We start from the raw sequence: 25992 nt of genomic DNA, 5'->3' as shown, positions 1-25992 counted from the left end.
CGTGATCCGAAAATTATTCGTCTTGCTGGAAACAGGTGTGGTTCTGGCGGGGCTGTTACTGGGTCTGGCCTACTGGCAGCAGAACAACGCGCTGCAGCAACCCCTGAAACTGACTCAAGAGCAACTGCTCGATGTGCAATCCGGCGCGTCGCCTACCGGCGTGCTCAACCGCCTGCAAGCAGAAGGCGTGATCAAGGACGCCTTCTGGTTGCGTCTGTACTGGCGCTTCAACCTGTCCGGACAGGCGCTGCACAGCGGTGAATACCGCATGACCCCAGGCATGGATGCGCGGTCCCTGCTGGGCCTGTGGGAGCGCGGCGAGGTGGTGCAGTACAGCCTGACGCTGGTCGAAGGCTGGAATTTCCGTCAGGTTCGCGCGGCGCTGGGCAAGCAGCCCAAGCTCGAACAGACCCTGGCTAACCTGAGCGACAGCGAGCTGATGGCAAAAATCGGCCATCCGAACATTTTCCCGGAAGGCCGGTTCTTTCCCGACACCTACCGTTACACCCGTGGCATGACCGACGCCGAGCTGCTCAAGCAAGCCTATAACCGCCTGGACGATGTCCTTCAGGAAGAGTGGGAAAAGCGCGCCGCCGACGTGCCCTATGTCGACCCGTATCAAGGGCTGATCATGGCCTCGCTGGTGGAAAAGGAAACCGGCGTGCCGCAGGAGCGTGGGCAGATCGCCGGGGTGTTCGTACGCCGCCTGCAACTGGGCATGCTGCTGCAGACCGACCCGACCGTCATCTACGGCCTGGGTGAACGCTACAACGGCAAGATCACCCGCGCATTCCTCAAGGAAGCGACGCCCTACAACACCTACGTCATTTCCGGCCTGCCGCCGACCCCGATTGCCATGGTGGGGCGCGAAGCGATTCACGCGGCAATGAACCCGGTGCCGGGCAACAGCCTGTATTTCGTGGCCCGTGGCGATGGCAGCCACGTGTTCTCGGCTGATCTGGACGCGCACAACGCTGCGGTCAAGGAATTCCAGCTCAAACGCCGCGCCGACTACCGCTCAAGCCCTGCACCGATGACGGCGCCGACGACAGCGCCTGCCGTCGAGGCTGCCCAGCCGCCTGAGGCAATCCCGGAAAAGCCGGCAGAAGCCCCGATTCCGGCGCCTGAGGCCTCGGTGCCGCAGATTCCCGAGTCTGAACCGGTGCCTGACACGAGCAAGCCAGAGAAGCCGGCGACCGAGACGCCGGACCCTGCGCCCGAAGCAACTGACAAGGCCGAAACGAAGGCCGGGCAGAGCCCGCAATGAATCTGATTAAGGACGCCCTGTGACTGGTTTGTTCATTACCCTGGAAGGGCCTGAAGGCGCTGGCAAAAGCACCAACCGCGAGTACCTGGCCGAGCGCCTGCGCAGCCATGGCATCGACGTGGTGCTGACCCGCGAGCCCGGTGGCACGCCGCTGGCCGAACGCATTCGCGAGCTGCTGCTGGCCCCCAGCGATGAAACCATGGACGCCGACACCGAGCTGCTGCTGGTGTTCGCCGCCCGAGCCCAGCATCTGGCCGGTGTGATCCGCCCGGCGCTGGCCCGTGGGGCTGTCGTATTGTGTGACAGATTCACCGATGCCACCTACGCCTATCAAGGCGGGGGCCGTGGCCTGTCGGTCGAGCGCATCGCCGCGCTGGAAACCTTCGTTCAGGGCGACCTGCGTCCGGACATGACCCTGGTGTTCGACTTGCCGGTGGAAATCGGTCTGGCCCGCGCCACCGCTCGCGGTCGGCTGGACCGCTTCGAGCAAGAGGGCCGGGCGTTCTTTGAAGCTGTTCGTAACACTTATCTGAATCGCGCCCAGGCCGCGCCCGAGCGTTATCGCCTGGTGGAAGCGGCGCTGCCGCTGGATCAGGTACAGGCGTCGCTGGATGTGATGCTCCCGGATCTGCTCAAGCTGATGTCGGACCGCCAGAATGGCTGAGGCCTATCCTTGGCAGAACAGCCTCTGGCAGCAACTGGCCGGTCGCACTCAGCATGCCCACGCCTATCTGCTGCATGGTCCGGCCGGTATCGGCAAGCGCGCGCTGGCCGAGCGTCTGATGGCGCTTTTGTTGTGTCAGCAGCCTCAGGGGCTTGAGGCGTGCGGGCACTGCAAGTCGTGCTCGCTGCTGGCGGCAGGGAGCCATCCGGACAACTACGTGCTGGAACCGGAAGAGGCGGACAAGGCGATCAAGGTCGACCAGGTTCGTGATCTGGTGAGTTTCGTGGTCCAGACCGCGCAGATGGGCGGGCGCAAGGTGGTGCTGATCGAGCCGGTGGAGGCGATGAACATCAATGCCGCCAACGCCTTGCTCAAGAGCCTGGAAGAGCCTTCGGGCAATACCGTGCTGTTGCTGGTCAGCCATCAGCCGAGCCGCTTGCTGCCTACCATCAAGAGCCGCTGCGTGCAGCAGGCCTGTCCGTTGCCGAGCGAGGCGATGAGTGTCGCCTGGCTGGCCGATGCCTTGCCTGAGTGCAGCGAAGAAGAACGTCGCGAGTTGCTGACGCTGGCCGCAGGTTCGCCCTTGGCGGCGGTCAAGCTTCAGGCCCAGGGCGTGCGTGAACAGCGCGCACTGGTGGTCGATGGCGTGAAAAAGCTGCTCAAGGGCCAGCAGTCGCCCACCCAACTGGCCGAAGGCTGGAAGGACGTACCGCTGTTGTTGCTGTTCGACTGGTTCTGCGACTGGTCCAACCTGGTGCTGCGCTATCAGTTGACCCAGGATGAAGACGGCCTTGGCCTAGCCGACATGCGCAAGGTGGTGCAGTATCTGGCGCAGAAGTCGGCCCAGGGTAAAGTGCTCGCCATGCAGGACTGGGTGCTGTTGCAGCGTCAGAAAGTGCTGTCCAAAGCGAACCTGAACCGCGTTCTGTTGCTCGAAGCGTTATTGGTGCAGTGGGCATCGCTCACCGGACAGGGTTAGACTGGCCATCTGCATGACATCAGTATTGACCGAGGAAGTTGAGATGAGCGTGCCTCTGAGCCCGGGTCCACGGAATGGCATCCTGTCCCTGACCATCAAGGACAAATCTGTCCTGTATGCCGCGTATATGCCGTTCATCAAGAATGGCGGGCTGTTCATCCCCACCAGCAAGAGCTACAAGCTGGGCGATGAAGTGTTCATGTTGCTCAACCTCATGGACGAGCCGGAAAAGATCCCGGTCGCGGGCAAGGTCACCTGGATCACCCCCAAGGGTGCCCAGGGCAACCGTGCGGCGGGGGTCGGCGTGCAGTTCAACGACGGCGACAACACCGCGCGAAACATGATTGAAAACTATCTGGCGGGCGCCCTGAAGTCCGACCGTCCTACCCATACGATGTAAGTGCTGCGATCCCCATGCTTGTAGATTCCCATTGTCACCTTGATCGTCTCGATCTCACCCAGCACGCAGGCTCGCTCGATCACGCCCTGCAGGCGGCGCGCGAACGGGGCGTCGGGCATTTTCTGTGTATCGGCGTCAGCGCCGACAACGCGGCAGACGTCAAGGCGCTCGCCGAACGCTTCGATGATGTGGATTGCTCGGTCGGCATTCACCCCCTCGACCTCAAGCCAGGCGAAGCGCCGGCACTGGAGTGGCTGCTCAACGAGTTGAATCACCCGCGTGTGGTGGCCATCGGTGAAACGGGCCTGGACTATCACTACGAGCCGGAAGCGGCCGAGCTGCAACAGGCCTCGTTCCGCTTGCACCTGCAGGCCGCGAGCCAGACGGGCAAGCCGGTCATCATTCATACCCGGGGCGCGCGATCCGACACACTGGACCTGCTGCGTGAAGCGGCCTTGCCTCAGGCAGGCGTGCTGCACTGTTTCACCGAAGACTGGGACATGGCCAAGGCCGCGCTGGACATGGGTTATTACATCTCGCTGTCCGGCATCGTCACCTTCCGCAACGCCGACGCCCTGCGTGACGTGGCCAGTAAAGTGCCCGCGGACCGCCTGCTGGTGGAAACCGATTCGCCGTATCTGGCGCCGATCCCGTATCGCGGCAAGCCCAACTTGCCACAGTACGTGCGTGAAGTGGCTGAATTCCTGGCGATGCTGCGCGGCGAAAGCTATGAGCGCTTCGCCGAGCAGACCACTGAGAACTTCAAGCGCCTGTTTCCTTTGGCGCGGGTGAAGGCCAGCGACTGAGGTCGTCGAATCGCAGGCAAAAAAAACCCGGGTTCTGGGGGGTGAATCCGGGTTAAGACCATTAGGAGTAAAACAAAGACACGCTATCCGTTGGTGCCTTTACCGATGCTGGCACTTGGGGGAGATGCCGCATCAGCGAATTTAAGTATTGGCCAGAATCGGCTGGCGTCCAGCGCGCTGCTGTACGTTTTTTAAACAGATTTGGAATACCCAGTTCCCTGTTGATACCTCAAAGCATGGCAATGCGCTGCACAATGGCCAGTGTCTCTTCGATCACCCGCGATTGTGTATAGAAATGCGGTGAAAAGCGGATGCCAGGGCCTCTTGGCAGGCAAACCACCTGCTCTTGCATCAACGCCTGCCACACCTGCGCAGCCGGCTTCGCATCCAGGCTGAAGGTCAGTATTCCCGAGCGCCTTTCGGTCAGTCGGGATGAATGCAGCACCACGCCCTTGATACTCGCCAGCCCCTGCTCAAGCCAGTTCACGCGTTCTATGACGGCTTTTCCTACCTCATCCATGCCAGTTTCTTCCAGCAATGACAGGCTGGCGTCCAGCGCCATGGCGCCCAGGGTGTTGGGGCTGCCGCATTCGAAGCGCATGGCGCTGGCAGCAGGTTGCCATTCGTTGCGGCCATAGTCGCCGGAGTTTTCCAGCATGTGCCAGCCGTACTCGTGAAGCTTGAGTTGCGGGCGCAACTCGGCACGGCAATAGAAAACGCCCAGACCTTCGGGGCTGCACATCCATTTATGGCCGTCGGCCATGGCGAAGTCGCACTGACTCGCCTGAACGTCGAAGGGCAGGGCGCCGATGTGCTGGATCGCATCGATGCAAAACAACACACGCCGCTGCTTGCAGCCCTGGCCGAGCCGTTCGATGTCCAGCCGCATGCCGGTGGAAAACTGCACCGAGCTGATCGACAGCAGGCGCGTACGAGGACCGCAGGCGGCGAGCAGGGCGGCTTCCGGGTCTTCGCCCTTGAGGCTGACCTGGATGACCTCGACGCCCTGTGGTTTGAGCGCTTCCCACACCACGCGATTGGAGGGGAATTCCTCATCGCTGATGACCACGTTGTCGCCACTTTTCCAGTCAAGGCCAAAAGCGACAAATGACAGGGCTTCCGAGGTGTTTTTGACCAGGGCGATGTCATCGGTCGATGGCGCGTTCAGCAGGCGAGCCAGGCGTTCACGAAGGCGATACTCGGCGCGGGTCCAGTCTGGATAGTCCCGCGCGCCCTGTAAAACGTTCTGTTCAGCGAATTTTTGCACGGCAATGGCCGTGCGTTTTGGCCAGGGTCCGACGGCTGCGTGGTTCAGATAACGCAGATCCGGGGCTTGGGCGAATTCGTCGTGAAGCGTAGACATGGTCGGATGTTCCGTGCAATTTGCCGCAATTTAGGCATAATGTGCGGCTTCGATTTTGAACCCGAACAGCCTCTTCCTATGCAGAAAGAACCTCGTAAGGTCCGTGAGTTTCGCCGCCGTGAGCAGGAAATTCTCGACACCGCGTTAAAGCTGTTTCTCGAACAGGGTGAAGACAGCGTCACCGTCGAGATGATTGCTGATGCCGTGGGTATTGGCAAAGGCACGATCTACAAACACTTCAAATCCAAGGCGGAGATCTACCTGCGCCTGATGCTCGACTACGAGCGCGATTTGAACGAGTTGCTGCACTCGGCCGACGTCGACAAGGACAAGGAAGCGCTGTCCCGGGCCTACTTCGAATTCCGCATGCGCGATCCGCAACGTTACCGCCTGTTTGACCGTCTCGAAGAGAAAGTGGTCAAGGGCAACCAGGTTCCGGAGATGGTCGAGCAACTGCACAAGATTCGCGCCTCGAACTTCGAGCACCTGACGCTGCTCATCAAGGGCCGCATCACCGAAGGCAAGCTCGAAGACGTTCCGCCGTATTTCCACTATTGCGCGGCGTGGGCGCTGGTGCATGGCGCGGTGGCGCTGTACCACTCGCCGTTCTGGAGCAATGTGCTGGAAGATCAGGAAGGTTTTTTCCAGTTCCTGATGGACATCGGCGTGCGCATGGGCAACAAGCGCAAGCGCGACCCTGAAGCCGGCCACGACCTCAAGCCGGAAATCTCCGGTAACTGAGGTACCTCAGACGCTTAGCCATTGATGTGATCTGTCCGGAATGACCCTTGCAAAAAGTTGATTTATGAGTCAACTTTTTGCTCGCTGCGTTCTTCCCGGAGTTCACCATGATCGTTGATCGCCAAGGCCGACGTTTCCGCAACCTGCGGATCAGTCTGACGGCCGCCTGCAACTATGCCTGTACCTACTGCGTGCCCGATGGCAAGCGGTTGGTGGCTGCGCAGAACGAGCTGTCGGCGGATCAGATGGCCCGTGGCGTGGAGTACCTGATCGAGGCGGCGGGCATCGAGCGATTGCGCATCACCGGTGGCGAGCCGCTGGTGAGCCCGCGTCTTGAAGGTTTCATGGGGCAGGTGGGGAAGATGGGGCTGGGTGATATCAGCCTGACCACCAATGGGCAGTTGCTGGCGCGCAAGCTGCCTTTGTTGCTGGAGGCGGGGATTGGGCGGATCAATGTGTCGCTCGACACCCTCGATCCTTCCGCGTTTCGGGCGATTGCGCGGGGCGGCGACCTGGCGACCGTGCTCGATGGCATGGAGCAGGCGAGTGCGGCGGGGATCCGTATCAAGGTCAACATGGTGCCGCTGCGCGGGCAGAATCTGGATCAGGTGCTGCCGCTGCTGGATTACTGCCTGGCCCGCGGCTATGAGCTGCGTTTCATCGAGCTGATGCGGATGGGGCATCTGGCGAGTGATCGCAACGGCTTCATCCAGCAGTTCGTCAGCCTTGGGCAGTTGCTGGAACTGATCGGCGAGCGTCACGAATTCCTCCAGGCCGACGCGCCGGTGGATGCGACGGCGGTGCGCTACCGGATTCCGGGCAAAGGTCATTTTGGCGTGATCGCCAACGAAAGCGTGCCGTTCTGCCGCACCTGCTCGCGATTGCGGCTGTCTTCGACAGGGTGGCTGCATGGCTGCCTGTCGTCGAGCAACCGGCATTATGTGGGCGACCTGTTCGACAAACCCCGGCATCAGGCCTTGCCGGCGTTGCAGCGGCTGTTGATAAAAGCGCTGGATGACAAGCAGGCCGTGGCGTTTTCGGGTGGGGCGACGGTGATGAAGATTATTGGCGGGTGAGGCTGAGGCTGTCCCCGGCAGCATACGCCATGAAGATGATCGTTCCCACGCTCCGCGTGGTAACGGTTGGTTTGACGCTCCGCGTCTTTGGGTGACTTTGGAATCGGGTTCAAATCCGTTTTTGCGGTGGTTGGGGGTTAGGGTTTCGCCCCTTACGGGCGACCTACTTTCCTTACGGGGAAAGTAGGCAAAGCCATTGCGACAGGCTGGGGTCCTTCGGACTTCCCTCGACTCCGGCGCCGTTCCGGGGGCACGCCGTGATGGGCCGTCCCTGGCCCGCACGGCTTTCGCGGCATCCATGCCGCTCATCCCCCTCCACGACACCTGCGCTCGGCCTGGCGCCTTAACGTCGCGCTCTGCGGCGCCTGTACCACCGCGCACCAAGATCAAAAGCAAGATCAAAGTCTTTGGTTGTACACCGCCCCGTAGCAGCACGGCTTGCCGGCGGGAGCGATCTCAAGAACGCCATCGCGAGCAAGCTCACTCCTACAAGGTTGAGGTGACAAACCCGTAGCAGTCCGGCTTGCCGGCGTTGGCGATCTTGAGGACGCCATCGCGAGCAAGCTCACTCCTACAAGGTTGAGGTGACAAACCCGTAGCAGTCCGGCTTGCCGGCGTCGGCGATCTCGAGAACGCCATCGCGGGCAAGCGCGCTCCTACAAGGTTGAGGTGACAAACCCGTAGCAGTCCGGCTTGCCGGCGTTGGCGATCTTGATGATGTTCCCGCCGGCAAGCCGTGCTGCTACGGGATCGGTGGCTTTTTCCAGAGCTGGCGCAAAAGCTGCATTACCCGGCCATTCGCCGGTTTTCCGTCGCCGGACTTTGGAGGAAATAATGCGTAGCCTGGTTTTACTGCTGACGTTTTTGGCTTTGAGCGGCTGCATGCACGTCAGTGATCTGGCTCAGGGTGCCCATGACGAGCTCAGCGATGCGGGTCTTCTGGACCACAGCTCGACGCGTCGGATCAACAATTTCCGCCTGCAACCGGACTCTTTCATCTACATCGCGCAGGGTGCGTTCGCGCCTCCCGGCGGTGCCTACCCGCGGCCGAACGTCGTCGCCGAAGAGGCCTTCAACGGCTTCGTCGAGTACTTCCCGATGGTCCGCCGCGCCCGTGCGCCGGAAGGGCTGGACGAGGCGATGACCGAGGCCCGGGCTGCTGGCGCGCATTATCTGCTGTACACCCGCTTCGCCAAGGCCGACGACCGCATCGGCACCTTCGACGAATGGTCCGACCAGGAAGCGGTCGATCGTCTGGGCATCGACAGTGGCGTGATCCAGCTCATGCTGATCGAAACCAATACCCGCTATCTGATCGACTCGGCGCGCATCCGCAGTCGTGGTGGCCTGCTGACACTTTACGACACCAAGCCTGAAGATTTGCTTGGACCGCCCATGGAGGCTTACGCTCGTTCACTTATGGGGCTGGAATCCCACTGAGGAGCGACGTATGAGTGGTCCGGGCAAGGCCAACGATTTGTTGGCGCAATTACCCAAGACCGGCAAGGGTTTGCCGCCTGTGCATCTGTGGAACCCGGATTTTTGTGGCGATATCGACATGCGTATCGCCCGCGACGGTACCTGGTTCTATCTGGGGACGCCTATCGGCCGCAAGCCGATGGTGCGCCTGTTTTCCACGATCATTCGCCGCGACGGCGATGACTACTTCCTGATCACGCCGGTGGAGAAAGTTGGCATCAAGGTCGACGACGCCCCGTTCGTGGCCGTGCTGTTGCAGGTCGAGGGCGCGGGCGAATCCCAGGTGCTGACCTTCACCACCAACGTCGACGACCAGGTGCAGGCGGGCGCCGAGCATCCGCTGCGCGTGAGCATCGATCCTGCCACTCAGGAACCTGCGCCCTACATTCTGGTGCGCAGTAATCTCGAAGCGCTGATTCATCGCAACGTTTTCTATCAGTTGGTGGATCTGGCGGTAACGCGCATGATCGACGGGCAACGCTGGCTCGGTGTATGGAGTCATGGCGAGTTTTTCCCCATCGGTCTTGAGCCCTGACCGACTCGCAGCGCGTGCCAGGCCATTTGCCTGGCCTTCATCTCGCGGTTAAAGTGCCGCCCCCCGATTTTTCTGAGGTTTTTCCATGAGCCAGTCCTTTGACATCGCCGTGATCGGCGCCACCGGCACTGTCGGCGAAACCATCGTCCAGATCCTCCAGGAGCGCGACTTTCCGGTCGGCCAGTTGCATCTGTTGGCGAGCGCCGAGTCTGCAGGCAGCTCGGTGCCTTGGCGCGGGAAGAACGTTCGCGTGCGGGAAGTCGATGCCTTCGATTTCAGCACGGTACAGATCGCCTTTTTTGCAGCCAGCGCAGCCGTGACCCGCAGCTACTCCTCGCGGGCCACTGCAGCGGGTTGCGCGGTGATCGATCTGTCCGGCGGGCTGCCGGTGGAGCAGGCGCCGAACCTGGTGCCTGAGGTCAATGGCGATGTGTTGCAGGGCTTGAGTCAGCCATGGCAGGTAGCCTGCCCAAGTTCCAGTGCGGCGGCGCTGGCATTGGTGCTTGGGCCGTTGCGCGGCTTGCTGGAGATTCAACGGGTCAGCGTGACGGCGTGCCTGGCGGTGTCCAGCCAGGGCCGCGAAGGGGTGACGGAGCTGGCGCGCCAGACCGCCGAACTTTTGAACATGCGCCCGCTGGAACCCAAGGTGTTTGACCGGCAGATGGCCTTCAACCTGCTCGCTCAGGTCGGCGCCCCGGACGCGCAAGGCCATGTGCCCCTTGAAAAACGTTTGGTCAGCGAGTTGCGCGAGTTGCTGTCGCTGCCTTTAATCAAGGTCGGCGTGAGCTGCATTCAAGTCCCGGTGTTTTTCGGCGATAGCTTGAGCGTGTCGGTACAGACCGCCAGTGCGGTGGACATCGCTGCCATCAGTGCCGCGCTGGACGCTGCCGATGGAATCGACCTGGTAGACGCTGGCGATTATCCGACTCCGGTCGGTGACGCTGTAGGACAGGATGCTGTCTATGTAGGACGTTTGCGCGGGGGAGTCGACGACGCCTGTGAGCTCAATTTCTGGGTGACGTCCGACAATGTGCGCAAGGGCGCGGCGTTGAACGCTGTGCAGGTGGCTGAATTGTTGATAAAAGATGTTTCGTAAAAGATACTTGCCCACAATTCAAAGAATCATTCTAGCTGTGGCGTGTTGACACGCCCTACGCCCTAGCAGGCTTTATCTTCTCGCTCGCCGGGGAAATTTTAAACAAGGGATGGGCTATGGTTCAGGTTCGTAAACTGGTTTTAGCAATCGCTGCGGCTTCGGCGCTGTCATCCGGGATGGCCCAGGCGCTTGGCTTGGGCGGGCTGACCGTCAAGTCGAGCCTGAATCAACCGCTGCTGGCCGAGATCGAACTGACACAGGTGCAGGACCTGAACTCGGCGCAAGTGGTGCCGAGCCTGGCGACCTCGGCCGAATTCGCCCAGGCGGGTGTCGGCCGCATGGCGATCCTCGACGACCTGACGTTCACCCCGGTGGTCAATCCTGCTGGCAAGAGCGTCTTGCGCATCACCTCGACCAAGCCCATTCGTGACCCTTACGTGAAATTCCTTGTGCAGGTGCTCTGGCCGAACGGCCGGGTGCTGCGCGAATACAGCCTGCTGCTGGATCCGCCCAAAGTGCTGCCACAGGCCGCAGCCGCTGCAGCTGCGGCGCAACTGCCGTCTACCGCACCGGCAGTCGCGCCGGCCCAGGCACCCGCTGCACAAGCTCCGGCGCCTGCACCGACGCCTGCACCGGCAACGCCGGCCGAACCCAAATACACCCAGTACACCACCGCCAACAACGACACCTTGTGGGAAATCGCCGAGCGCGTGCGCAACGGCGGTACGGTCCAGCAGACCATGCTGGCGATCCAGGCGCTCAACCCGGATGCCTTCATTGCAGGCAACATTAACCGCCTGAAGAAAGGCCAGGTGTTGCGCCTGCCATCCCCGCAGGAAGTCAGCGCCACGCCACAACCGCGTGCCGTGGCCGAAGTGGCCGAGCAGAACCGTGCCTGGCGTGAAGGCCGTCGCCTGCCAACGGGCGCGCGTCAGGTCGATGCCACCCGTCGCGAGCGTGCCGGCGCTGCGCCGTCGCAGATCGAAGCCAAGGACAACCTCAGCCTGGTCTCGGCCAACAAGCCGGGCGCCAAAGGTGCGGCAGGGGACAACGCCGAACTGAGCAATCAGCTGGCGACCACCCAGGAGAGCCTGGACAGCACCCGCCGCGACAACGCCGAACTGAAAAGCCGCATGAGCGATCTGGAAAGCCAGGTCGACAAACTGCAACGCCTGATCCAGCTGAAAAACGACCAGTTGGCCAAGATGCAGGCCGCAGGTGCCGCCGTTCCGCCGCCGGTGGACAACGCTGCCAGCACCGTCAGCCCCAACAGTGTGACCAACCCGAACAACGCTGCGAATCCGGCGATGCCTGCCGAGATCGTCCCCAAGCCCGCAGCACCGGACACCGCTGGCAAACCGCCGAACGAAATCGCGCCGGAGGATGCGCTGCCGGTCGATGGCGCCAAAGTCAGCAATGCCACCCCGGACCAGCCGCTGGTGGTGCCGCCGGATGCAGCCGCACCGGATGACCGCAGTGCGCTGGACAAGATTCTCGCAAGCCCGCTGCTGATGGGCATCATCGGTGGCGGTGCGCTGCTGGTGCTGCTGTTGCTCCTGCTGCTGTTGGCCCGTCGCCGCAATGCGCTGATCGAGGCCGAGAAGCATCGGCAAATGGCCCGCGCACTGGCCGAAGAGTCCGATTTCGCCGCCGACATGGACATGCCCGAAAGCAGTTTCGAGGGTCTGGAGGTTCCTCCGCCTGCGGTAAAGCAGGCACCGCTGGCGGCCGTCATCATTGAGCCGACCCGCGAACGCCCGGCGGATGTACTGGTACAAGCCGAGATCCACATCGCTTATGGCCGCACCAACCAGGCCGCAGCGCTGCTCGAAGAAGCCATCAAGGAAGAGCCGCAGCGCAGTGACCTGCGTCTGAAGCTGATGGAAATCTACGCCCAGCAGGACAATAAGTCCGGTTTCGTTGCCCAGGAGCGCCAACTGGTCGCGACCGGCAAGAACCACGCTGAAGTCGAACAACTGAAGACCCGCTACCCGGCGATGGCTGCTGCTGCAGCGGCGGCAGCGGGTGTCGCGGCGGCCGCTGCGCTGGCGGCGGAGATGGACGCCAAATACGTCGAGGACCTGCTCAACGACAAGTCCGAGCCTGAAGCGGCCGCTGAACCGGTCAGCGAGCCAGTGGCAGAGGCGCCTGAAGATTTCGACACCGCGTTCGACCTGAGCCTGGACGATCTGGAAAGCCCGACGCCGGCCCCGGCGCACGAGACGCCAGTGGCTGATGCCGGGCTGGACGATCTGGATCTGGACGCGCCATTCGGTGGTTCGACCCCCGATGACCTGGATTTCGATTCGATCCTGCGCGAGCAGACCGAAGCCAAGGCCGTCGAGCCCGATGAGCTGGCGGACTTCGACCTGAACCTTGCCGAGGATCAGCCTGAGCTCAAGGCCGAAGACGACCATCTGCTGGGCCTGGAAGACGATCTGCGCGATCTGCCGCCATTCGAGGAGACGGCTGATCTGGGTGCGAGCAAACCAGCGGTCGATGACGAACTGGAATTGCCGGCCGATTTCGATCTGTCGCTGGCCGACGAGATGGAAACCGACCACGCCTCTGCGGCGTTCGCTTCGGAAATCGATGATGTCAACGCCGAGCTTGAGCGTCTGTCCCAGAGCCTGGAACAGCCGCCGATGGCCAAGCCGTTCGATGATCCTGCGATGTTTACTGAGGATACACTGGCCGCCGACGACGAGCCGGAGTTCGATTTTCTGTCCGGCACCGACGAGGCGGCGACCAAGCTGGACCTGGCCCGCGCCTACATCGAAATGGGCGACGCCGACGGCGCCCGCGACATTCTCGATGAAGTCGTGGCCGAAGGTGATGACGGGCAGAAAACCGAGGCCCGCGAGATGCTTTCGCGCCTGGCCTGATCGGGCATTATCTGCGCTGCAAAACGACCGCTTCGGCGGTCGTTTTCGTTTTCAGCCTCACCTCCGTTCCCTGCACGGCCCATCACGCCCCGTAGCAGCACGGCTTGCCGGCGGGAGCGGTGTGTCAGTCACCCATGCAGGGGCAGGCATATCGTCCCCGCCGGCAAGCCGTGCTGCTACGGGATGTATGGTAGCCGTTTGAGAATGGCGTCTTTCGCCGCCATCCGTATAATGGCCGCCCTTGCGCACATCGACAGGCTTCAAGCTCTTGGCAACTACAGATACTCAGGCAGAGACCGCGGCCGCCGAAATGGCCGCCGAAGGCTTTTTCCGAATCGCCCTGGGCGTTGAATACAAAGGTTCTCGCTACAGCGGCTGGCAGCGTCAGTCCACCGGCGTGCTGACCGTTCAGGAAACCCTGGAGAATGCACTGTCCAGGGTCGCCGATTCGCCGGTATCCCTGATGTGCGCCGGGCGCACCGATGCCGGCGTGCATGCCTGCGGCCAGGTGGTGCATTTCGACACCCAGGCGGTGCGCACCATGAAGGCCTGGACCATGGGCGCCAACATCAACTTGCCCCATGACATCAGCGTCACCTGGGCCCAGGAGATGCCTGCGCACTTTCACGCACGCTTCAAGGCCATTGCCCGGCGTTATCGCTACGTGATCTACAACGATCAGATTCGTCCGGCGCACCTGGGTCAGGAAATCACCTGGAACCACCGTCCACTGGACGTCGAGCGCATGGCGCTGGCGGCTGAGTATCTGGTGGGCACCCATGATTTCAGCGCGTTCCGTGCCGGGCAATGCCAGGCCAAGTCGCCGATCAAGCAGCTGCACCACCTGCGGGTGACCCGTCACGGCAAGATGATCGTGCTCGACATTCGCGCCAATGCCTTCCTGCATCACATGGTGCGCAACATCGCCGGTGTACTGATGACCATCGGGGCAGGGGAGCGGCCCATCGAATGGGCCCGTGAAGTGCTGGAGAGCCGGGTGCGTCGCACCGGTGGCGTGACGGCGCATCCGTTCGGGCTGTATCTGGTGCAGGTGGAGTACCGTGACGAGTTCCCGTTGCCCGAGCGTTACATCGGGCCGCATTTTCTGACAGGTTTCTCGGAACTGGACGGCTGACGCCTACACAAGCATTTGCTACCATCCGGGACTTTCGTCGTACTGAGGCCTTCACCACATGTCAGCCGTTCGCAGCAAGATCTGCGGGATTACCCGCATAGAAGATGCGCTGGCCGCTGTCGAGGCGGGTGCCGATGCGATCGGTTTCGTGTTCTACCCCAAGAGCCCGCGGGCGGTCACCATCGAGCAGGCACAGCGCATCATTGCCCAGTTGCCCCCCTTCATCAGTACAGTCGGGCTGTTCGTCAACGCTGACCGCGAGGAGCTGAAGGCGTTGCTGGAAGTGGTGCCCCTGGACCTGATCCAGTTCCACGGCGATGAAACCCCCGAGCAGTGCGAAGGCTACGGCAGGCCATGGATCAAGGCCCTGCGGGTGCAGGCCGGTGACGACATCGCCGCCAGTTGTGCCCTGTACGACAAGGCCAGCGGCATCCTGCTCGACACCTTCGTCGCGGGCGTGCCCGGTGGTACCGGCGAAACTTTCGATTGGGCGCTGATTCCAAAGCAATTGAGCAAACCCATCGTCCTGGCGGGCGGGCTGACTTCGGCTAACGTCTCTCAGGCCATCGCACAGGTACGGCCTTACGCGGTGGATGTCAGCGGCGGGGTAGAAATGTCCCGGGGCATCAAGGATCACGACAAGATCCGTGCGTTCATGAGCGCGGTCCATGGGGCGTGATGTTTTTTAGCGCAGGTATCGCTCGTCGATGTGACGGCAGACAGGCGGTTGCCGTCCACTAGCCTGCGGCCAGGGTTTATGGCTGGCCAAAAATTTAACAGGCGAAGACGTACAAGCGTCTCGCTGCAGGAAATCGAGGGCAGTCTCGAAGAAACGCCGTTCGGCAGGTCAGGCACCTGTGTCGATCGTCGCAGGGTGTTTCGCGAAGCTGCACATGAATTTAGTTTAAGGGCTGGCGTTGGCATTGATTGCCATCGCGTTCCAGCCGTAGGTACTGGAGAAAGAAAGCATGAGCAACTGGTTGGTAGACAAACTGATCCCTTCGATCATGCGTTCCGAGGTGAAGAAAAGCTCGGTACCTGAAGGCCTCTGGCACAAGTGCCCATCGTGCGAGGCGGTGCTGTATCGTCCGGAGCTGGAAAAGACCCTGGACGTCTGCCCCAAGTGCAACCACCACATGCGTATCGGTGCGCGCGCTCGTCTGGACATCTTCCTGGACGTTGAAGGGCGTCAGGAAATCGGTGCAGACCTTGAGCCGGTTGACCGCCTGAAATTCCGCGACAGCAAGAAATACAAGGACCGCCTGGTCGCTTCCCAGAAGCAGACCGGCGAGAAAGACGCCCTGATCTCCATGAGCGGCACTCTGCTGGGCATGCCGGTGGTGTGCAGCGCGTTCGAATTCTCCTTCATGGGCGGCTCGATGGGCGCCATCGTCGGCGAGCGTTTCGTTCAGGCGGCCAACTACGCGCTGGAAAACCGCTGCCCGATGATCTGCTTCGCCGCTTCCGGTGGCGCACGCATGCAGGAAGCGCTGATCTCCCTGATGCAGATGGCCAAGACCTCGGCCGTACTGGCCCGCCTGCGCGAAGAAGGCCTGCCGTTCATCTCCGTGCTGACCGACCCGGTCTACGGTGGTGTGTCGGCGAGCCTGGCAATGCTGGGTGACGTGATCGTTGCCGAGCCCAAGGCGCTGATCGGCTTCGCCGGTCCTCGCGTGATCGAGCAGACCGTGCGCGAAAAACTGCCGGAAGGCTTCCAGCGCAGTGAATTCCTGCTGGACCACGGTGCCATCGACATGATCATTTCCCGTCAGGAACTGCGTCCGCGCCTGGGTAACCTGCTGGCGCAGATGATGGGCCTGCCGACGCCGAAATTCGTCGCGCCGAAACTCGAACCTATCGTCGTTCCACCTGCACCGGCCAACATATGACCGCACGCTCTCTGAGCGACTGGCTCAGCTACCTGGAGCAACTGCATCCTTCTGCCATCGACATGGGGCTGGAGCGTTCGCAACAGGTAGCGCAGCAGGCTGGTCTGAGCCGCCCGGCACCTCGCGTCATCACCGTCACCGGCACCAACGGCAAGGGTTCTACCTGCGCGTTCGTTGCCTCGTTGCTGCAGGCGCAAGGGCTCAAGGTCGGTGTCTACAGCTCGCCGCACCTGGTCCGCTATAACGAGCGGGTCCAGTTGCAGGGCGTCGAGGCCACCGATGCACAGCTCTGCCAGGCCTTCGAGGTGATCGAGAAGGCTCGTGGCGATATTTCCCTGACCTACTTCGAGATGGGCACCCTGGCGGCGTTCTGGCTGTTCGAGCAGGCGGCGCTCGATGCTGTGGTGCTGGAAGTCGGCCTGGGCGGGCGCCTGGACGCGGTGAACCTGATCGACGCCGACATGGCGCTGGTCACCAGCATTGGCGTGGATCACGCCGAGTGGCTGGGCAATACCCGCGAATCGGTGGCGTTCGAGAAGGCCGGGATCTTCCGCGAAGGACGCCCGGCGCTCTGTGGTGATATCGATCCTCCGCAGCCTCTGCTGGACAAGGCTGCCGCGCTGAACTGCCCACTGTCGCTGCGCGGTCGTGATTTCGACCTGGACGTGCAGGCCGCGGGCTGGAACTGGTCTGGCACCGATGCGGGCGGTCAGCGTGTCGAACTGCGCGACCTGCCGTTGCTCGATCTGCCGATGCAGAATGCCGCGCTGGCGCTGCAGGCCTTCCTGCTGATGGGTCTGCCCTGGCAGGAGGCCTCGATCCGCACCGCGCTGCTGAGCACTCGCGTGACCGGGCGGCTGGATCGTCGCTCGTTCGAGTGGCAGGGCAAGCCACTGCACCTGTTGCTGGATGTGGGCCACAACCCGCATGCAGCGGTGTTCCTGGCCCAGCGCCTGGATCAGCGCGCAGTGTCCGGCAAGCGCTTGGCGGTGTTCGGCCTGCTCGGCGACAAGGACTTGCAAGGCGTGCTCACCGAACTCGTGGGCAGCTTCAGCAGTTGGGCGGTGGCGCCATTGCCGACGCCGCGCAGCCGTTCGGAACAGGAAATCGCGCAGGCGTTGCAGAACCTTGGCGCTCAGGTGGCGTCCTACCCGAGTGTCGCACTGGCCCTCGAGGCTCAGTGCGCGCAGGCAACAGCCGACGATGAAATCGTGCTGTTCGGGTCTTTTTATTGCGTCGCCGAGGCCCTGGAATGGCTTGCTGGCACGTCACGGAGGAAGTGACACATGGCTTTGCTGGATAAGGCGTACAAGCAGCGCATGGTTGGCGCGTTGGTGTTGATTGCCATTGCGGTGATTTTCCTGCCGATGCTGTTTTCGCGTCAGGACGAAGCGCGTCATGTGCAGGTGGACGCGCCAGCCGCGCCACAGGCGCCTGTCGTGCCTCAGGTCAAGGTCGATCCGGTCGCGGTGCCCGAGCAGCAGCCGCTGCCGCAGGAGCCTGTGCCCAGCGACGAAGAGCTGGCGCAACCCAGCCAGCCCGTGACCAGCCACCAGCCGCCGTCCATGCCGATTGCACCGGCGCCTGCACCTGCCAAGCCTGCAACTGCCGCCAAGCCAGCGCCGGCACCGGCGCAAGCTCCGGCACCTGCGCCTGCCAAACCGGCAACCGCTGCACCGGCACCGGCTCCCGCCGCGCCGGCCGCCGAGCCAAGCCGCGTCGATGCCAATGGCCTGTCGGTCACCTGGGCGGTCCAGGTGGCCAGCCTGTCCAACCGCGCCAACGCCGACAACCTGCAGAAAACCCTGCGCACCCAAGGCTACAACGCCTACATTCGCACCTCCGATGGCGTGAACCGGGTGTTCGTCGGTCCCTTGATCGAACGCGCCGAGGCCGACCGCCTGCGCGACCAGCTCGACAAGCAGCAAAAGCTCAAGGGCATCGTCGTACGCTTCCAGCCAGAGCGCAAATAACCCGCGACGCCACACCCCGTAGCAGCACGGCTTGCCGGCGGGGGCGTCCTTGAGGTCGCCCCCGCCTGTAGGAGCGCGCTTGCCCGCGACAGCGCCCGGTCAGACACCACGATGTGGAATGACCCACCGCTCTCCTGTAGGAGTGAGCTTGCTCGCGATGGCGTCAGATCAGCGACTGATGCGGTGATTGGATAACTGCCATCGCGAGCAAGCTCACTCCTACAGGTCTGGGCCTTGGTGACCGGGGCAAAGTCCAATAGTTCGCCTTTATTGCCCGACACCCGCAATCCCCGCTTACCGCCACGCGCGGGCTCTGCTAAAATGCGCCGCCTCATCAGTCTGTAGGCTGCAACGTGTCATTTACTCCGGTTGACTGGGCAATCATCGCGATTGTCGTCATTTCCGCTTTGATCAGTCTCAAGCGCGGCTTCGTCAAGGAAGCGCTGTCCTTGCTGACCTGGATCATCGCAGGTGCTGTTGCCTGGATGTTTGGCGGTTCGCTGGCCCAGTATCTGGTCAATTACATCGAAACACCCTCGGCGCGCGTCATCGCGGGCTGCACCATTCTTTTCGTCGCCACCCTCTTGGTCGGCGCCATGGTCAACTTTCTGATCGGGGAACTGATTCGCGTCACCGGGCTTTCCGGGACCGATCGTTTTCTGGGCATGGTCTTCGGCGCTGCGCGCGGAGGCCTGCTGGTCGTGGTAGCGGTAGGGCTGTTGAGCCTGGGCCCGGTACAACAGGATCAATGGTGGCAGCAGTCCAGGCTGCTTCCGCAATTTGTCATGGTCGCTGACTGGTCGAAAAACCTGATTCTCGGGATGTCCAGCAAGTGGCTAGCCAGCGGGGTCAGCGTACCTGTTGATATCCCGTTCAAGGATCACCTCCTGCCGTCGGTAACGCCGCAGGATGTGATCGGTAAATCCAGTTCCACTAAGTAGGGGTTGTGTCGCATGTGTGGCATCGTCGGTATCGTCGGCAAGTCGAACGTCAATCAGGCGCTGTATGACGCGCTCACCGTCCTCCAGCACCGCGGCCAGGACGCTGCCGGTATCGTGACCAGCCACGACGGCAAGTTGTTCCTGCGCAAGGACAACGGTCTGGTCCGTGACGTGTTCCAGCAGCGCCATATGCAGCGCCTGGTCGGTCACATGGGCATTGGTCACGTACGCTATCCAACAGCGGGCAGCTCGACTTCGGCCGAAGCCCAGCCGTTCTACGTCAACTCGCCGTACGGCATCACGTTGGCCCACAACGGCAACCTGACCAACGTCGAGCAACTGGCCAAGGAGATCTACGAATCTGACCTGCGCCACGTCAACACCAATTCCGACTCGGAAGTGTTGCTCAACGTGTTCGCCCACGAGCTGGCCGTTCGCGGCAAGCTGCAGCCGACCGAAGAAGACATCTTCGCGGCAGTCACCGACGTGCACAACCGCTGCCGTGGTGGCTACGCAGTCGTAGCGATGATCACCGGCTACGGCATCGTCGGCTTCCGCGACCCTGACGCCATCCGCCCGATCGTGTTCGGCCAGCGTCATACCGACGAAGGCGTCGAGTACATGATCGCCTCCGAAAGCGTCTCCCTGGACGTGCTGGGCTTCACCCTGATCCGTGACCTGGCCCCGGGCGAAGCGGTGTACATCACCGAAGACGGCAAGCTGCACACCCGCCAGTGCGCCGCCAACCCGAAATACGCGCCGTGCATCTTCGAACACGTCTACCTGGCGCGTCCGGATTCGATCATCGACGGCATCTCGGTCTACAAGGCGCGTCTGCGCATGGGCGAGAAGCTGGCCGACAAGATCCTGCGCGAGCGTCCGGATCACGACATCGACGTGGTCATCCCGATTCCCGACACCAGCCGTACCGCCGCCCTGGAGCTGGCGAACCACCTGGGCGTCAAGTTCCGCGAAGGTTTCGTCAAGAACCGCTACATCGGCCGTACCTTCATCATGCCGGGCCAGGCTGCGCGGAAAAAATCCGTGCGCCAGAAGCTCAACGCCATCGAGCTTGAGTTCCGCGGCAAGAACGTGATGCTGGTGGACGACTCCATCGTGCGCGGCACCACCTGCAAGCAGATCATCCAGATGGCCCGCGAAGCTGGTGCCAAGAACGTGTATTTCTGCTCCGCGGCCCCGGCCGTGCGCTTCCCTAACGTCTACGGCATCGACATGCCGAGTGCTCACGAGCTGATCGCTCACAACCGTACCACCCAGGACGTGGCCGACCTCATCGGTGCCGACTGGCTGGTGTATCAGGATCTGAACGACCTGATCGAGGCGGTCAGCGGCAGCAAGAAGATCAAGATCGACAACTTCGATTGCTCGGTCTTCGACGGCAAGTACGTGACCGGCGACATCGACGAGCACTACCTGAACCGGATCGAGCAGGCGCGCAATGACGCCTCCAAGGTCAAGAATCAGGCAGTGAGCGCGATCATCGATCTGTACAACAACTAATTCAGACAAGGAGTAGACGGCATGACTCAGCAATGGGATGCCGGACGACTGGACAGCGATCTGGACGGCGTGGGTTTCGATACCCTCGCTGTCCGTGCTGGTCAGCACCGCACGCCGGAGAGCGAACACAGCGATCCACTGTTTTTCACCTCCAGCTACGTGTTCCGCACGGCGGCTGATGCGGCTGCCACCTTTGCCGGTGACCAGCCGGGCAACGTCTATTCGCGCTACACCAACCCGACCGTGCATTCCTTCGAGGAGCGCATTGCGGCCCTGGAAGGTGGCGAGCAGGCCGTGGCGACGTCCACCGGCATGTCGGCCATTCTGGCCACCGTCATGAGTCTGTGCAGCGCCGGCGACCACGTTCTGGTGTCCAAGAGCGTGTTCGGCTCGACCATCAGCCTGTTTGAAAAGTACTTCAAGCGTTTTGGCGTGCAGGTTGATTACGTGGCCCTGGCCGAGCTGTCTGGCTGGGACGCGGCGATCAAGCCCAACACCAGGCTGCTGTTTGTCGAGTCGCCATCCAACCCGCTGGCCGAACTGGTCGATATCGCCGCACTGGCCGAAATCGCCCATGCCAAGGGTGCGATGCTCGTGGTGGACAACTGCTTCTGCACGCCTGCGCTGCAACAGCCGCTGCGCCTGGGCGCGGACGTGGTGGTGCATTCGGCGACCAAATTCATCGACGGTCAGGGTCGCGCCATGGGTGGCGTGGTCGTTGGCCGCAGCGAGCAGATGAAGGAAGTCGTCGGTTTCCTGCGCACCGCAGGCCCGAGCCTGAGCCCGTTCAATGCCTGGTTGTTCCTCAAGGGCCTCGAAACCCTGAACATCCGCATGCGTGCGCACTGCCAGAACGCGCTGGAGCTGGCGCAATGGCTGGAGCAGCAGGACGGCATCGAGAAAGTGCACTACGCCGGTCTCGAAAGCCATCCACAGCACGAACTGGCCAAGCGTCAGCAGAAAGCCTTCGGCGCGGTGGTGAGCTTTGAGGTCAAGGGTGGCAAGGACGGCGCCTGGCGCTTCATCGATGCCACTCGGCTGATTTCCATCACGGCCAACCTGGGCGACACCAAGACCACCATCACCCATCCGGGCACCACCTCCCACGGGCGCCTCTCGCCGCAGGAGCGTGAAGCCGCCGGTATCCGCGACAGCCTGATCCGGGTTGCCGTGGGCCTGGAAGACGTTGCCGACCTCAAGGCCGACCTGGCACGTGGCCTGGCTGCGTTGTGAGTGACGCTCGTGACTGAATACGCAATGGACGCCGCGAGCGTGCACAACGGTCGTGTTGCGCTGGTCACCGGTGCCGCGCGCGGCATCGGCCTGGGCATCGCCGCCTGGCTGATCACCGAAGGCTGGCAGGTTGTGCTGACCGACGTGGATCGCCAGCGCGGTGAGGCTGTGGCGGATGTGCTGGGTGACAATGCCTCGTTCATCACCATGGACGTCGCCAGCGAAGAGCAGGTGGCCAAGGGCGTTGCCGAGGTGCTGGGCATCTTTGGCCGGCTCGATGCGCTGGTGTGCAACGCGGCGGTGGCCGATCCGCGCAATACCGTGCTGGAAAGCCTGGACCTTGCGCACTGGAATCGCGTGCTGGCGGTCAACCTCACAGGGCCCATGCTGCTGGCCAAGCACTGCGCGCCTTATCTGCGTGCCCATGGCGGCAGTATCGTCAACCTCAGCTCGACGCGCGCCCGGCAATCGGAACCCGATACCGAAGCCTATGCGGCGAGCAAGGGTGGCCTGCTGGCACTGACCCACGCCCTGGCCATGAGTCTCGGTCCGCAAGTGCGGGTCAATGCGGTCAGCCCCGGCTGGATCGATGCCCGTGATCCTTCCGCACGCCGTGCCGAGCCTCTGACCGATGCCGATCATGCGCAGCATCCGGCGGGCAGGGTAGGGACGGTGGAAGATGTCGCGGCGACGGTGGCCTGGTTGCTGTCGAAGAACTCCGGGTTCGTCACCGGGCAGGAGTTCGTCGTCGACGGCGGCATGAGCAAGAAGATGATTTACGTCGAATGATCTGAAGGCGGGCCTGATGGCCCGCTTTTTCGTTTATGGCCTGCCGCTCAAAATCGACTTTTTTAAAAAAAACTTCAAGCAGGGTATTGACTTAGGTTCGGTACCTGCGTAAATTTCGCGGCCTCAGCGAAGCAAAGGGTGATTAGCTCAGCCGGGAGAGCATCTGCCTTACAAGCAGAGGGTCGGCGGTTCGATCCCGTCATCACCCACCATCGTTGAGCAGCTTTATAAGCTGGTAACAAAACGCTGAAGGTTACTGAGATTCAGCAGGACGAACAGTCCACTCTGCGCAGCGGTAGTTCAGTCGGTTAGAATACCGGCCTGTCACGCCGGGGGTCGCGGGTTCGAGTCCCGTCCGCTGCGCCATATTTTCCAGAGTCGTCTTGCTTAGGCAGACGGATCTGAGATTGAAGCCAAGGCATTCAATCAGTGTTTCACGAAGTATGCCTCACGGCATGTTTCAACAGAGTTAAACAGATGAAAGTCTGTGCGACACGCAGCGGTAGTTCAGTCGGTTAGAATACCGGCCTGTCACGCCGGGGGTCGCGGGTTCGAGTCCCGTCCGCTGCGCCATACATAGCTTCAAGGCCCTTGAACTCCTTGAAGCGACAAAGAAAGCGACCTCAGGGTCGCTTTTTTTGTGCCTGTCGTTCAGGCCCCGGTGGTCAGATGCGACAGCGATTGCTGCACAGCGCAACGATAAATGCCATTATTGGCGGCTTGTTTGAAGCGTCGCTGATTTCGAATCTGGAGAGCTGGACCATGGGCATGAACCAAACGATCACTGTGATCCCACCGGGCGTACCGTTGACGGGGCATGTCGCACCACCTGGCTCCAAATCGATCACCAACCGCGCGCTGCTGCTGGCGGCGCTGGCCAAGGGCACCAGCCATCTGCGCGGCGCGCTCAAGAGCGATGACACCCGACACATGTCCAATGCGTTGCGGCAGATGGGCGTGACCATCGAAGAGCCGGACGACACCAGTTTCGTGGTCACCGGCAACGGCACGCTGCAGGTGCCGGAAGGCCCGTTGTTCCTGGGCAATGCCGGTACGGCCGTGCGCTTCCTGACCGCTGCCGTGTGCACCGTCAACGGCAGTGTCACCCTGGACGGCGACCACTACATGCAGAAGCGCCCCATCGGCCCGCTGCTCGAATCCCTGCGCAAGGGCGGCCTGAGCGCCGAGAGCGCCACCGGTTGCCCGCCGGTGTTGGTGCAGGGCACTGGTTCGATCAAGGCCAGTCGTTTCGAAATCGACGGCGGCCTGTCCAGCCAGTACGTGTCGGCGCTTCTGATGGTCGCGGCCTGCGGCGACGCACCGATCGAAGTGGCACTGACCGGCAAGGAAATCGGTGCGCGCGGCTACGTTGACCTGACCATCGCCTGCATGCGCGCCTTTGGTGCAGAAGTGGAAGTGGTCGACGAAGCGCTGTGGCGCGTGTCGCCGACCGGGTACACCGCGTGCGATTACTACGTCGAGCCTGACGCTTCTGCCGCGACCTACCTGTGGGCCGCTGAAGCCCTGACCTCCGGCAAGATCGACCTGGGCGTGGCCGCTGACGCCTTCACCCAGCCCGACGCCAAGGCGCTGGAAGTGATTGCGCAGTTCCCGAACATGCTGGCGGTGGTCAACGGCTCACAGATGCAGGACGCCATTCCGACCCTGGCGGTGCTGGCTGCCTTCAACCAGACCCCGGTGCGCTTCGTTGACCTGGCCAACCTGCGGGTCAAGGAATGCGACCGCGTCCAGGCGCTGCACGATGGCTTGAACCAGGTGCGTCCGGGACTGGCTTCGGTCGAAGGCGACGATCTGCTGGTAGCGGCTGATCCGGGCCTTGCAGGCACCAGCAGCACTGGCCTGATCGACACCCATTCCGACCACCGCATCGCGATGTGCTTCGCCCTGGCGGGCCTGAAGGTGTCCGGCATCCGCATCCAGGACCCTGATTGTGTCGCCAAGACCTATCCAGGCTACTGGCGCGCGCTGGAGTTTCTGGGCGTGCGTCTGGAACGCGGCGAGCTCTGATCGCGCCTCAGGAGGTCAGGAGCGACGACCGTCAGTCAATCCGGCCTCCGTTCGGCGATTTCCCGCACGTGACATCGTCTGGCCATAAGTCGCCTGAACGACCCTGTTCAGGCCGCCGCCAGCAACTGGCTGGTAAGCTGAAACCTTCGATGTATCCACATCCTTGCAAACTCTGCGTTGATCCTGCGCTGGCCTTGTTGCAGACTTGGCGGCGATTTTCTGTGGTCTACTGTTCTGTCGGCCTTTTTCCCGGGATGTTTGATGTCTAAATTACTGAGCTTTCGTACCGCATGCTGGGCGATCACCCTGCTGGCCGCCGCAGGCTGTTCGTCGAAGAAGCAGACTGTCTACGAACACGAAAACTTCGATGACGCTGGAACATTCTCGCGCAACTACCCTGTCTCCGATGCGGCCACCTGTGAAGCCGGCCGCCGCGCACTGCTGAGCCAGGGCTACATCATCACCAGCAGCGATCCGAAGATGATTGCCGGTCACAAGAGCTTCCAGCAGACCGGCGAGACCCACATGGAGATCAGCTTCAACGTGGTCTGCGCCGCGGACGGCGGCGCCGATGGCAAGGCGACCATGTTCGCCAACGCCCTGCAGGACCGTTATGCGCTGAAGAAGGTGAACAACTCGGCGAGCCTTGGTGTGGGCGTGCTGGGTTCGGTGTCGATGCCGATCGGCTCGACCGACGATTCGATGGTCAAGGTCGCCAGTGAAACCGTGGCGTCCTCCAAGTTCTACGACCGTTTCTTCGCGCTGGTGGAAAACTTCCTGCCGCCGGAAGTGAAGAAGGCTGCGCACATTGAAGAAAAACCCAAGACCGACCTGGGCATGCCGGAGCCTAGCGCCAAGCCGGCTGCGCTGACCGAGCAGAAGCCGGCTGAAGCCCCAGCCCCTGCACCGGCCGCCGCGCCTGCACCTGCTGCGGCACCTGCGGCCTTGGCCACGCCTGCCACGGCACCGGCCACCACCGCCGAGCAGAGCAGTGAACCAATGCCTGCACCTGCCGAGCCTGAGCCGTTCAAGGCCGAGGCTGCAGCACCTGTCGAAGCCGCGCCTGCTGCGGAGCCAGCGCCCGAGCCGACCCCAGAGGCCACCCCGGCGCAGTGATGGGTTGATGTAACCGCCCCTGTAGGAGCGCGCTTGCCCGCGACGGCGGTGTATCTGTCACACCAATGTCGTCTGA

23 protein-coding genes, 3 tRNA genes and 1 pseudogene are annotated in these 25992 nt (G+C 62.3%); 25 read left to right on the top strand and 2 right to left on the bottom strand.

Annotation, left to right across the window (positions count from 1 at the left end; genetic code table 11):
- The first annotated feature begins 1 nt into the window (after position 1).
- From mltG to NPS29_RS09445, 5 genes are read left to right on the top strand one after another with little or no spacing between them, the layout of a single operon-like run.
- A complete protein-coding gene (mltG, locus tag NPS29_RS09465; protein ID WP_274132193.1) occupies positions 2-1267 on the top strand; it encodes an endolytic transglycosylase MltG in 1266 nt (421 codons plus the stop codon).
- Between the two features lie 19 nt (positions 1268-1286).
- On the top strand, positions 1287-1931 hold the full coding sequence (tmk, locus tag NPS29_RS09460) for a dTMP kinase (RefSeq protein ID WP_274132192.1): 645 nt from the start codon (positions 1287-1289) through the stop codon (positions 1929-1931).
- A complete protein-coding gene (locus NPS29_RS09455; RefSeq protein WP_274132191.1) occupies positions 1924-2910 on the top strand; it encodes a DNA polymerase III subunit delta' in 987 nt (328 codons plus the stop codon). The genes tmk and NPS29_RS09455 overlap by 8 nt, the downstream gene beginning before the upstream one ends.
- 43 nt (positions 2911-2953) lie before the next feature.
- Entirely contained in the window at positions 2954-3310 is a 357-nt protein-coding gene (locus NPS29_RS09450; RefSeq protein ID WP_037011754.1) for a PilZ domain-containing protein, read from the top strand.
- A 14-nt stretch (positions 3311-3324) separates the two neighbouring features.
- Positions 3325-4116 (top strand): TatD family hydrolase, encoded by a 792-nt coding sequence (locus tag NPS29_RS09445; protein ID WP_274132190.1) that lies wholly within the window; start codon positions 3325-3327, stop codon positions 4114-4116.
- A gap of 229 nt (positions 4117-4345) precedes the next feature.
- On the opposite strand, the gene NPS29_RS09440 is transcribed toward NPS29_RS09445, so the two are convergent.
- Positions 4346-5479 (bottom strand): aminotransferase class V-fold PLP-dependent enzyme, encoded by a 1134-nt coding sequence (locus tag NPS29_RS09440; RefSeq protein WP_274132189.1) that lies wholly within the window; start codon positions 5477-5479, stop codon positions 4346-4348.
- Between the two features lie 78 nt (positions 5480-5557).
- Between NPS29_RS09440 and NPS29_RS09435 the strand changes: the two genes are divergently transcribed.
- Both NPS29_RS09435 and NPS29_RS09430 read left to right on the top strand, forming a co-directional pair.
- Positions 5558-6220 (top strand): TetR/AcrR family transcriptional regulator, encoded by a 663-nt coding sequence (locus NPS29_RS09435; RefSeq protein WP_274132188.1) that lies wholly within the window; start codon positions 5558-5560, stop codon positions 6218-6220.
- Between the two features lie 107 nt (positions 6221-6327).
- Positions 6328-7296 (top strand): GTP 3',8-cyclase MoaA, encoded by a 969-nt coding sequence (locus tag NPS29_RS09430; protein WP_274132187.1) that lies wholly within the window; start codon positions 6328-6330, stop codon positions 7294-7296.
- A gap of 656 nt (positions 7297-7952) precedes the next feature.
- Here NPS29_RS09430 and NPS29_RS09425 read toward each other — a convergent pair.
- Entirely contained in the window at positions 7953-8180 is a 228-nt protein-coding gene (locus NPS29_RS09425) for a hypothetical protein (protein ID WP_274132337.1), read from the bottom strand.
- Between NPS29_RS09425 and NPS29_RS09420 the strand changes: the two genes are divergently transcribed.
- The 18 genes and pseudogenes from NPS29_RS09420 (at position 8131) to NPS29_RS09335 (ending at position 25916) form a co-directional block, all read left to right on the top strand.
- A complete protein-coding gene (locus NPS29_RS09420; RefSeq protein WP_274132186.1) occupies positions 8131-8736 on the top strand; it encodes a DUF4823 domain-containing protein in 606 nt (201 codons plus the stop codon). The genes NPS29_RS09425 and NPS29_RS09420 overlap by 50 nt on opposite strands.
- 10 nt (positions 8737-8746) lie before the next feature.
- Positions 8747-9310: a DUF1285 domain-containing protein gene (locus NPS29_RS09415; protein ID WP_274132185.1), complete on the top strand. Its 564-nt coding sequence runs from the start codon at positions 8747-8749 to the stop codon at positions 9308-9310.
- Between the two features lie 85 nt (positions 9311-9395).
- The gene (locus tag NPS29_RS09410) at positions 9396-10406 is read left to right on the top strand and encodes an aspartate-semialdehyde dehydrogenase (RefSeq protein WP_274132184.1); all 1011 of its coding nucleotides are present in this window, start codon (positions 9396-9398) and stop codon (positions 10404-10406) included.
- A gap of 116 nt (positions 10407-10522) precedes the next feature.
- Complete coding sequence (locus NPS29_RS09405) at positions 10523-13291, top strand: FimV/HubP family polar landmark protein (protein ID WP_274132183.1); 2769 nt, start codon at positions 10523-10525, stop codon at positions 13289-13291.
- A 310-nt stretch (positions 13292-13601) separates the two neighbouring features.
- Positions 13602-14426, top strand: coding sequence for a tRNA pseudouridine(38-40) synthase TruA (gene truA / locus NPS29_RS09400; protein WP_274132332.1), 825 nt, complete (start codon positions 13602-13604; stop codon positions 14424-14426).
- A 58-nt stretch (positions 14427-14484) separates the two neighbouring features.
- Positions 14485-15105 (top strand): phosphoribosylanthranilate isomerase, encoded by a 621-nt coding sequence (locus tag NPS29_RS09395; protein WP_274132182.1) that lies wholly within the window; start codon positions 14485-14487, stop codon positions 15103-15105.
- A gap of 289 nt (positions 15106-15394) precedes the next feature.
- The gene (gene accD, locus NPS29_RS09390; RefSeq protein WP_274132181.1) at positions 15395-16315 is read left to right on the top strand and encodes an acetyl-CoA carboxylase, carboxyltransferase subunit beta; all 921 of its coding nucleotides are present in this window, start codon (positions 15395-15397) and stop codon (positions 16313-16315) included.
- Positions 16312-17618 (top strand): annotated as a pseudogene (folC, locus tag NPS29_RS09385) (bifunctional tetrahydrofolate synthase/dihydrofolate synthase). The gene accD and the pseudogene folC overlap by 4 nt, the downstream one beginning before the upstream one ends.
- Positions 17602-18288: an SPOR domain-containing protein gene (locus NPS29_RS09380; protein WP_274132180.1), complete on the top strand. Its 687-nt coding sequence runs from the start codon at positions 17602-17604 to the stop codon at positions 18286-18288. The pseudogene folC and the gene NPS29_RS09380 overlap by 17 nt, the downstream one beginning before the upstream one ends.
- A gap of 353 nt (positions 18289-18641) precedes the next feature.
- Complete coding sequence (locus NPS29_RS09375) at positions 18642-19229, top strand: CvpA family protein (RefSeq protein ID WP_274132179.1); 588 nt, start codon at positions 18642-18644, stop codon at positions 19227-19229.
- Positions 19230-19241: 12 nt separating this feature from the next.
- Positions 19242-20750, top strand: a complete 1509-nt coding sequence (purF, locus tag NPS29_RS09370; protein WP_274132178.1) for an amidophosphoribosyltransferase — start codon at positions 19242-19244, stop codon at positions 20748-20750.
- A 21-nt stretch (positions 20751-20771) separates the two neighbouring features.
- Positions 20772-21983 (top strand): O-succinylhomoserine sulfhydrylase, encoded by a 1212-nt coding sequence (locus NPS29_RS09365; RefSeq protein ID WP_274132177.1) that lies wholly within the window; start codon positions 20772-20774, stop codon positions 21981-21983.
- A 24-nt stretch (positions 21984-22007) separates the two neighbouring features.
- A complete protein-coding gene (locus NPS29_RS09360; protein ID WP_274132330.1) occupies positions 22008-22772 on the top strand; it encodes an SDR family oxidoreductase in 765 nt (254 codons plus the stop codon).
- Between the two features lie 136 nt (positions 22773-22908).
- A tRNA-Val gene (locus NPS29_RS09355) sits at positions 22909-22984 on the top strand.
- Positions 22985-23061: 77 nt separating this feature from the next.
- Positions 23062-23138, top strand: a tRNA-Asp gene (locus tag NPS29_RS09350).
- A gap of 130 nt (positions 23139-23268) precedes the next feature.
- Positions 23269-23345 (top strand) — tRNA-Asp (locus NPS29_RS09345).
- 189 nt (positions 23346-23534) lie between these two features.
- Positions 23535-24800 (top strand): 3-phosphoshikimate 1-carboxyvinyltransferase, encoded by a 1266-nt coding sequence (locus NPS29_RS09340; RefSeq protein ID WP_274132176.1) that lies wholly within the window; start codon positions 23535-23537, stop codon positions 24798-24800.
- Positions 24801-25061: 261 nt separating this feature from the next.
- Positions 25062-25916 carry a DUF2242 domain-containing protein gene (locus NPS29_RS09335; protein WP_274132175.1) on the top strand — a complete coding sequence of 285 codons (855 nt, stop codon included), beginning with the start codon at positions 25062-25064 and terminating at the stop codon, positions 25914-25916.
- The last annotated feature ends 76 nt before the right edge of the window (positions 25917-25992 follow it).

The organism is Pseudomonas putida, from assembly GCF_028682175.1.
GTDB lineage: Bacteria > Pseudomonadota > Gammaproteobacteria > Pseudomonadales > Pseudomonadaceae > Aquipseudomonas > Aquipseudomonas putida_AD.
This window is presented reverse-complemented; position numbering and strand designations above follow the sequence as displayed.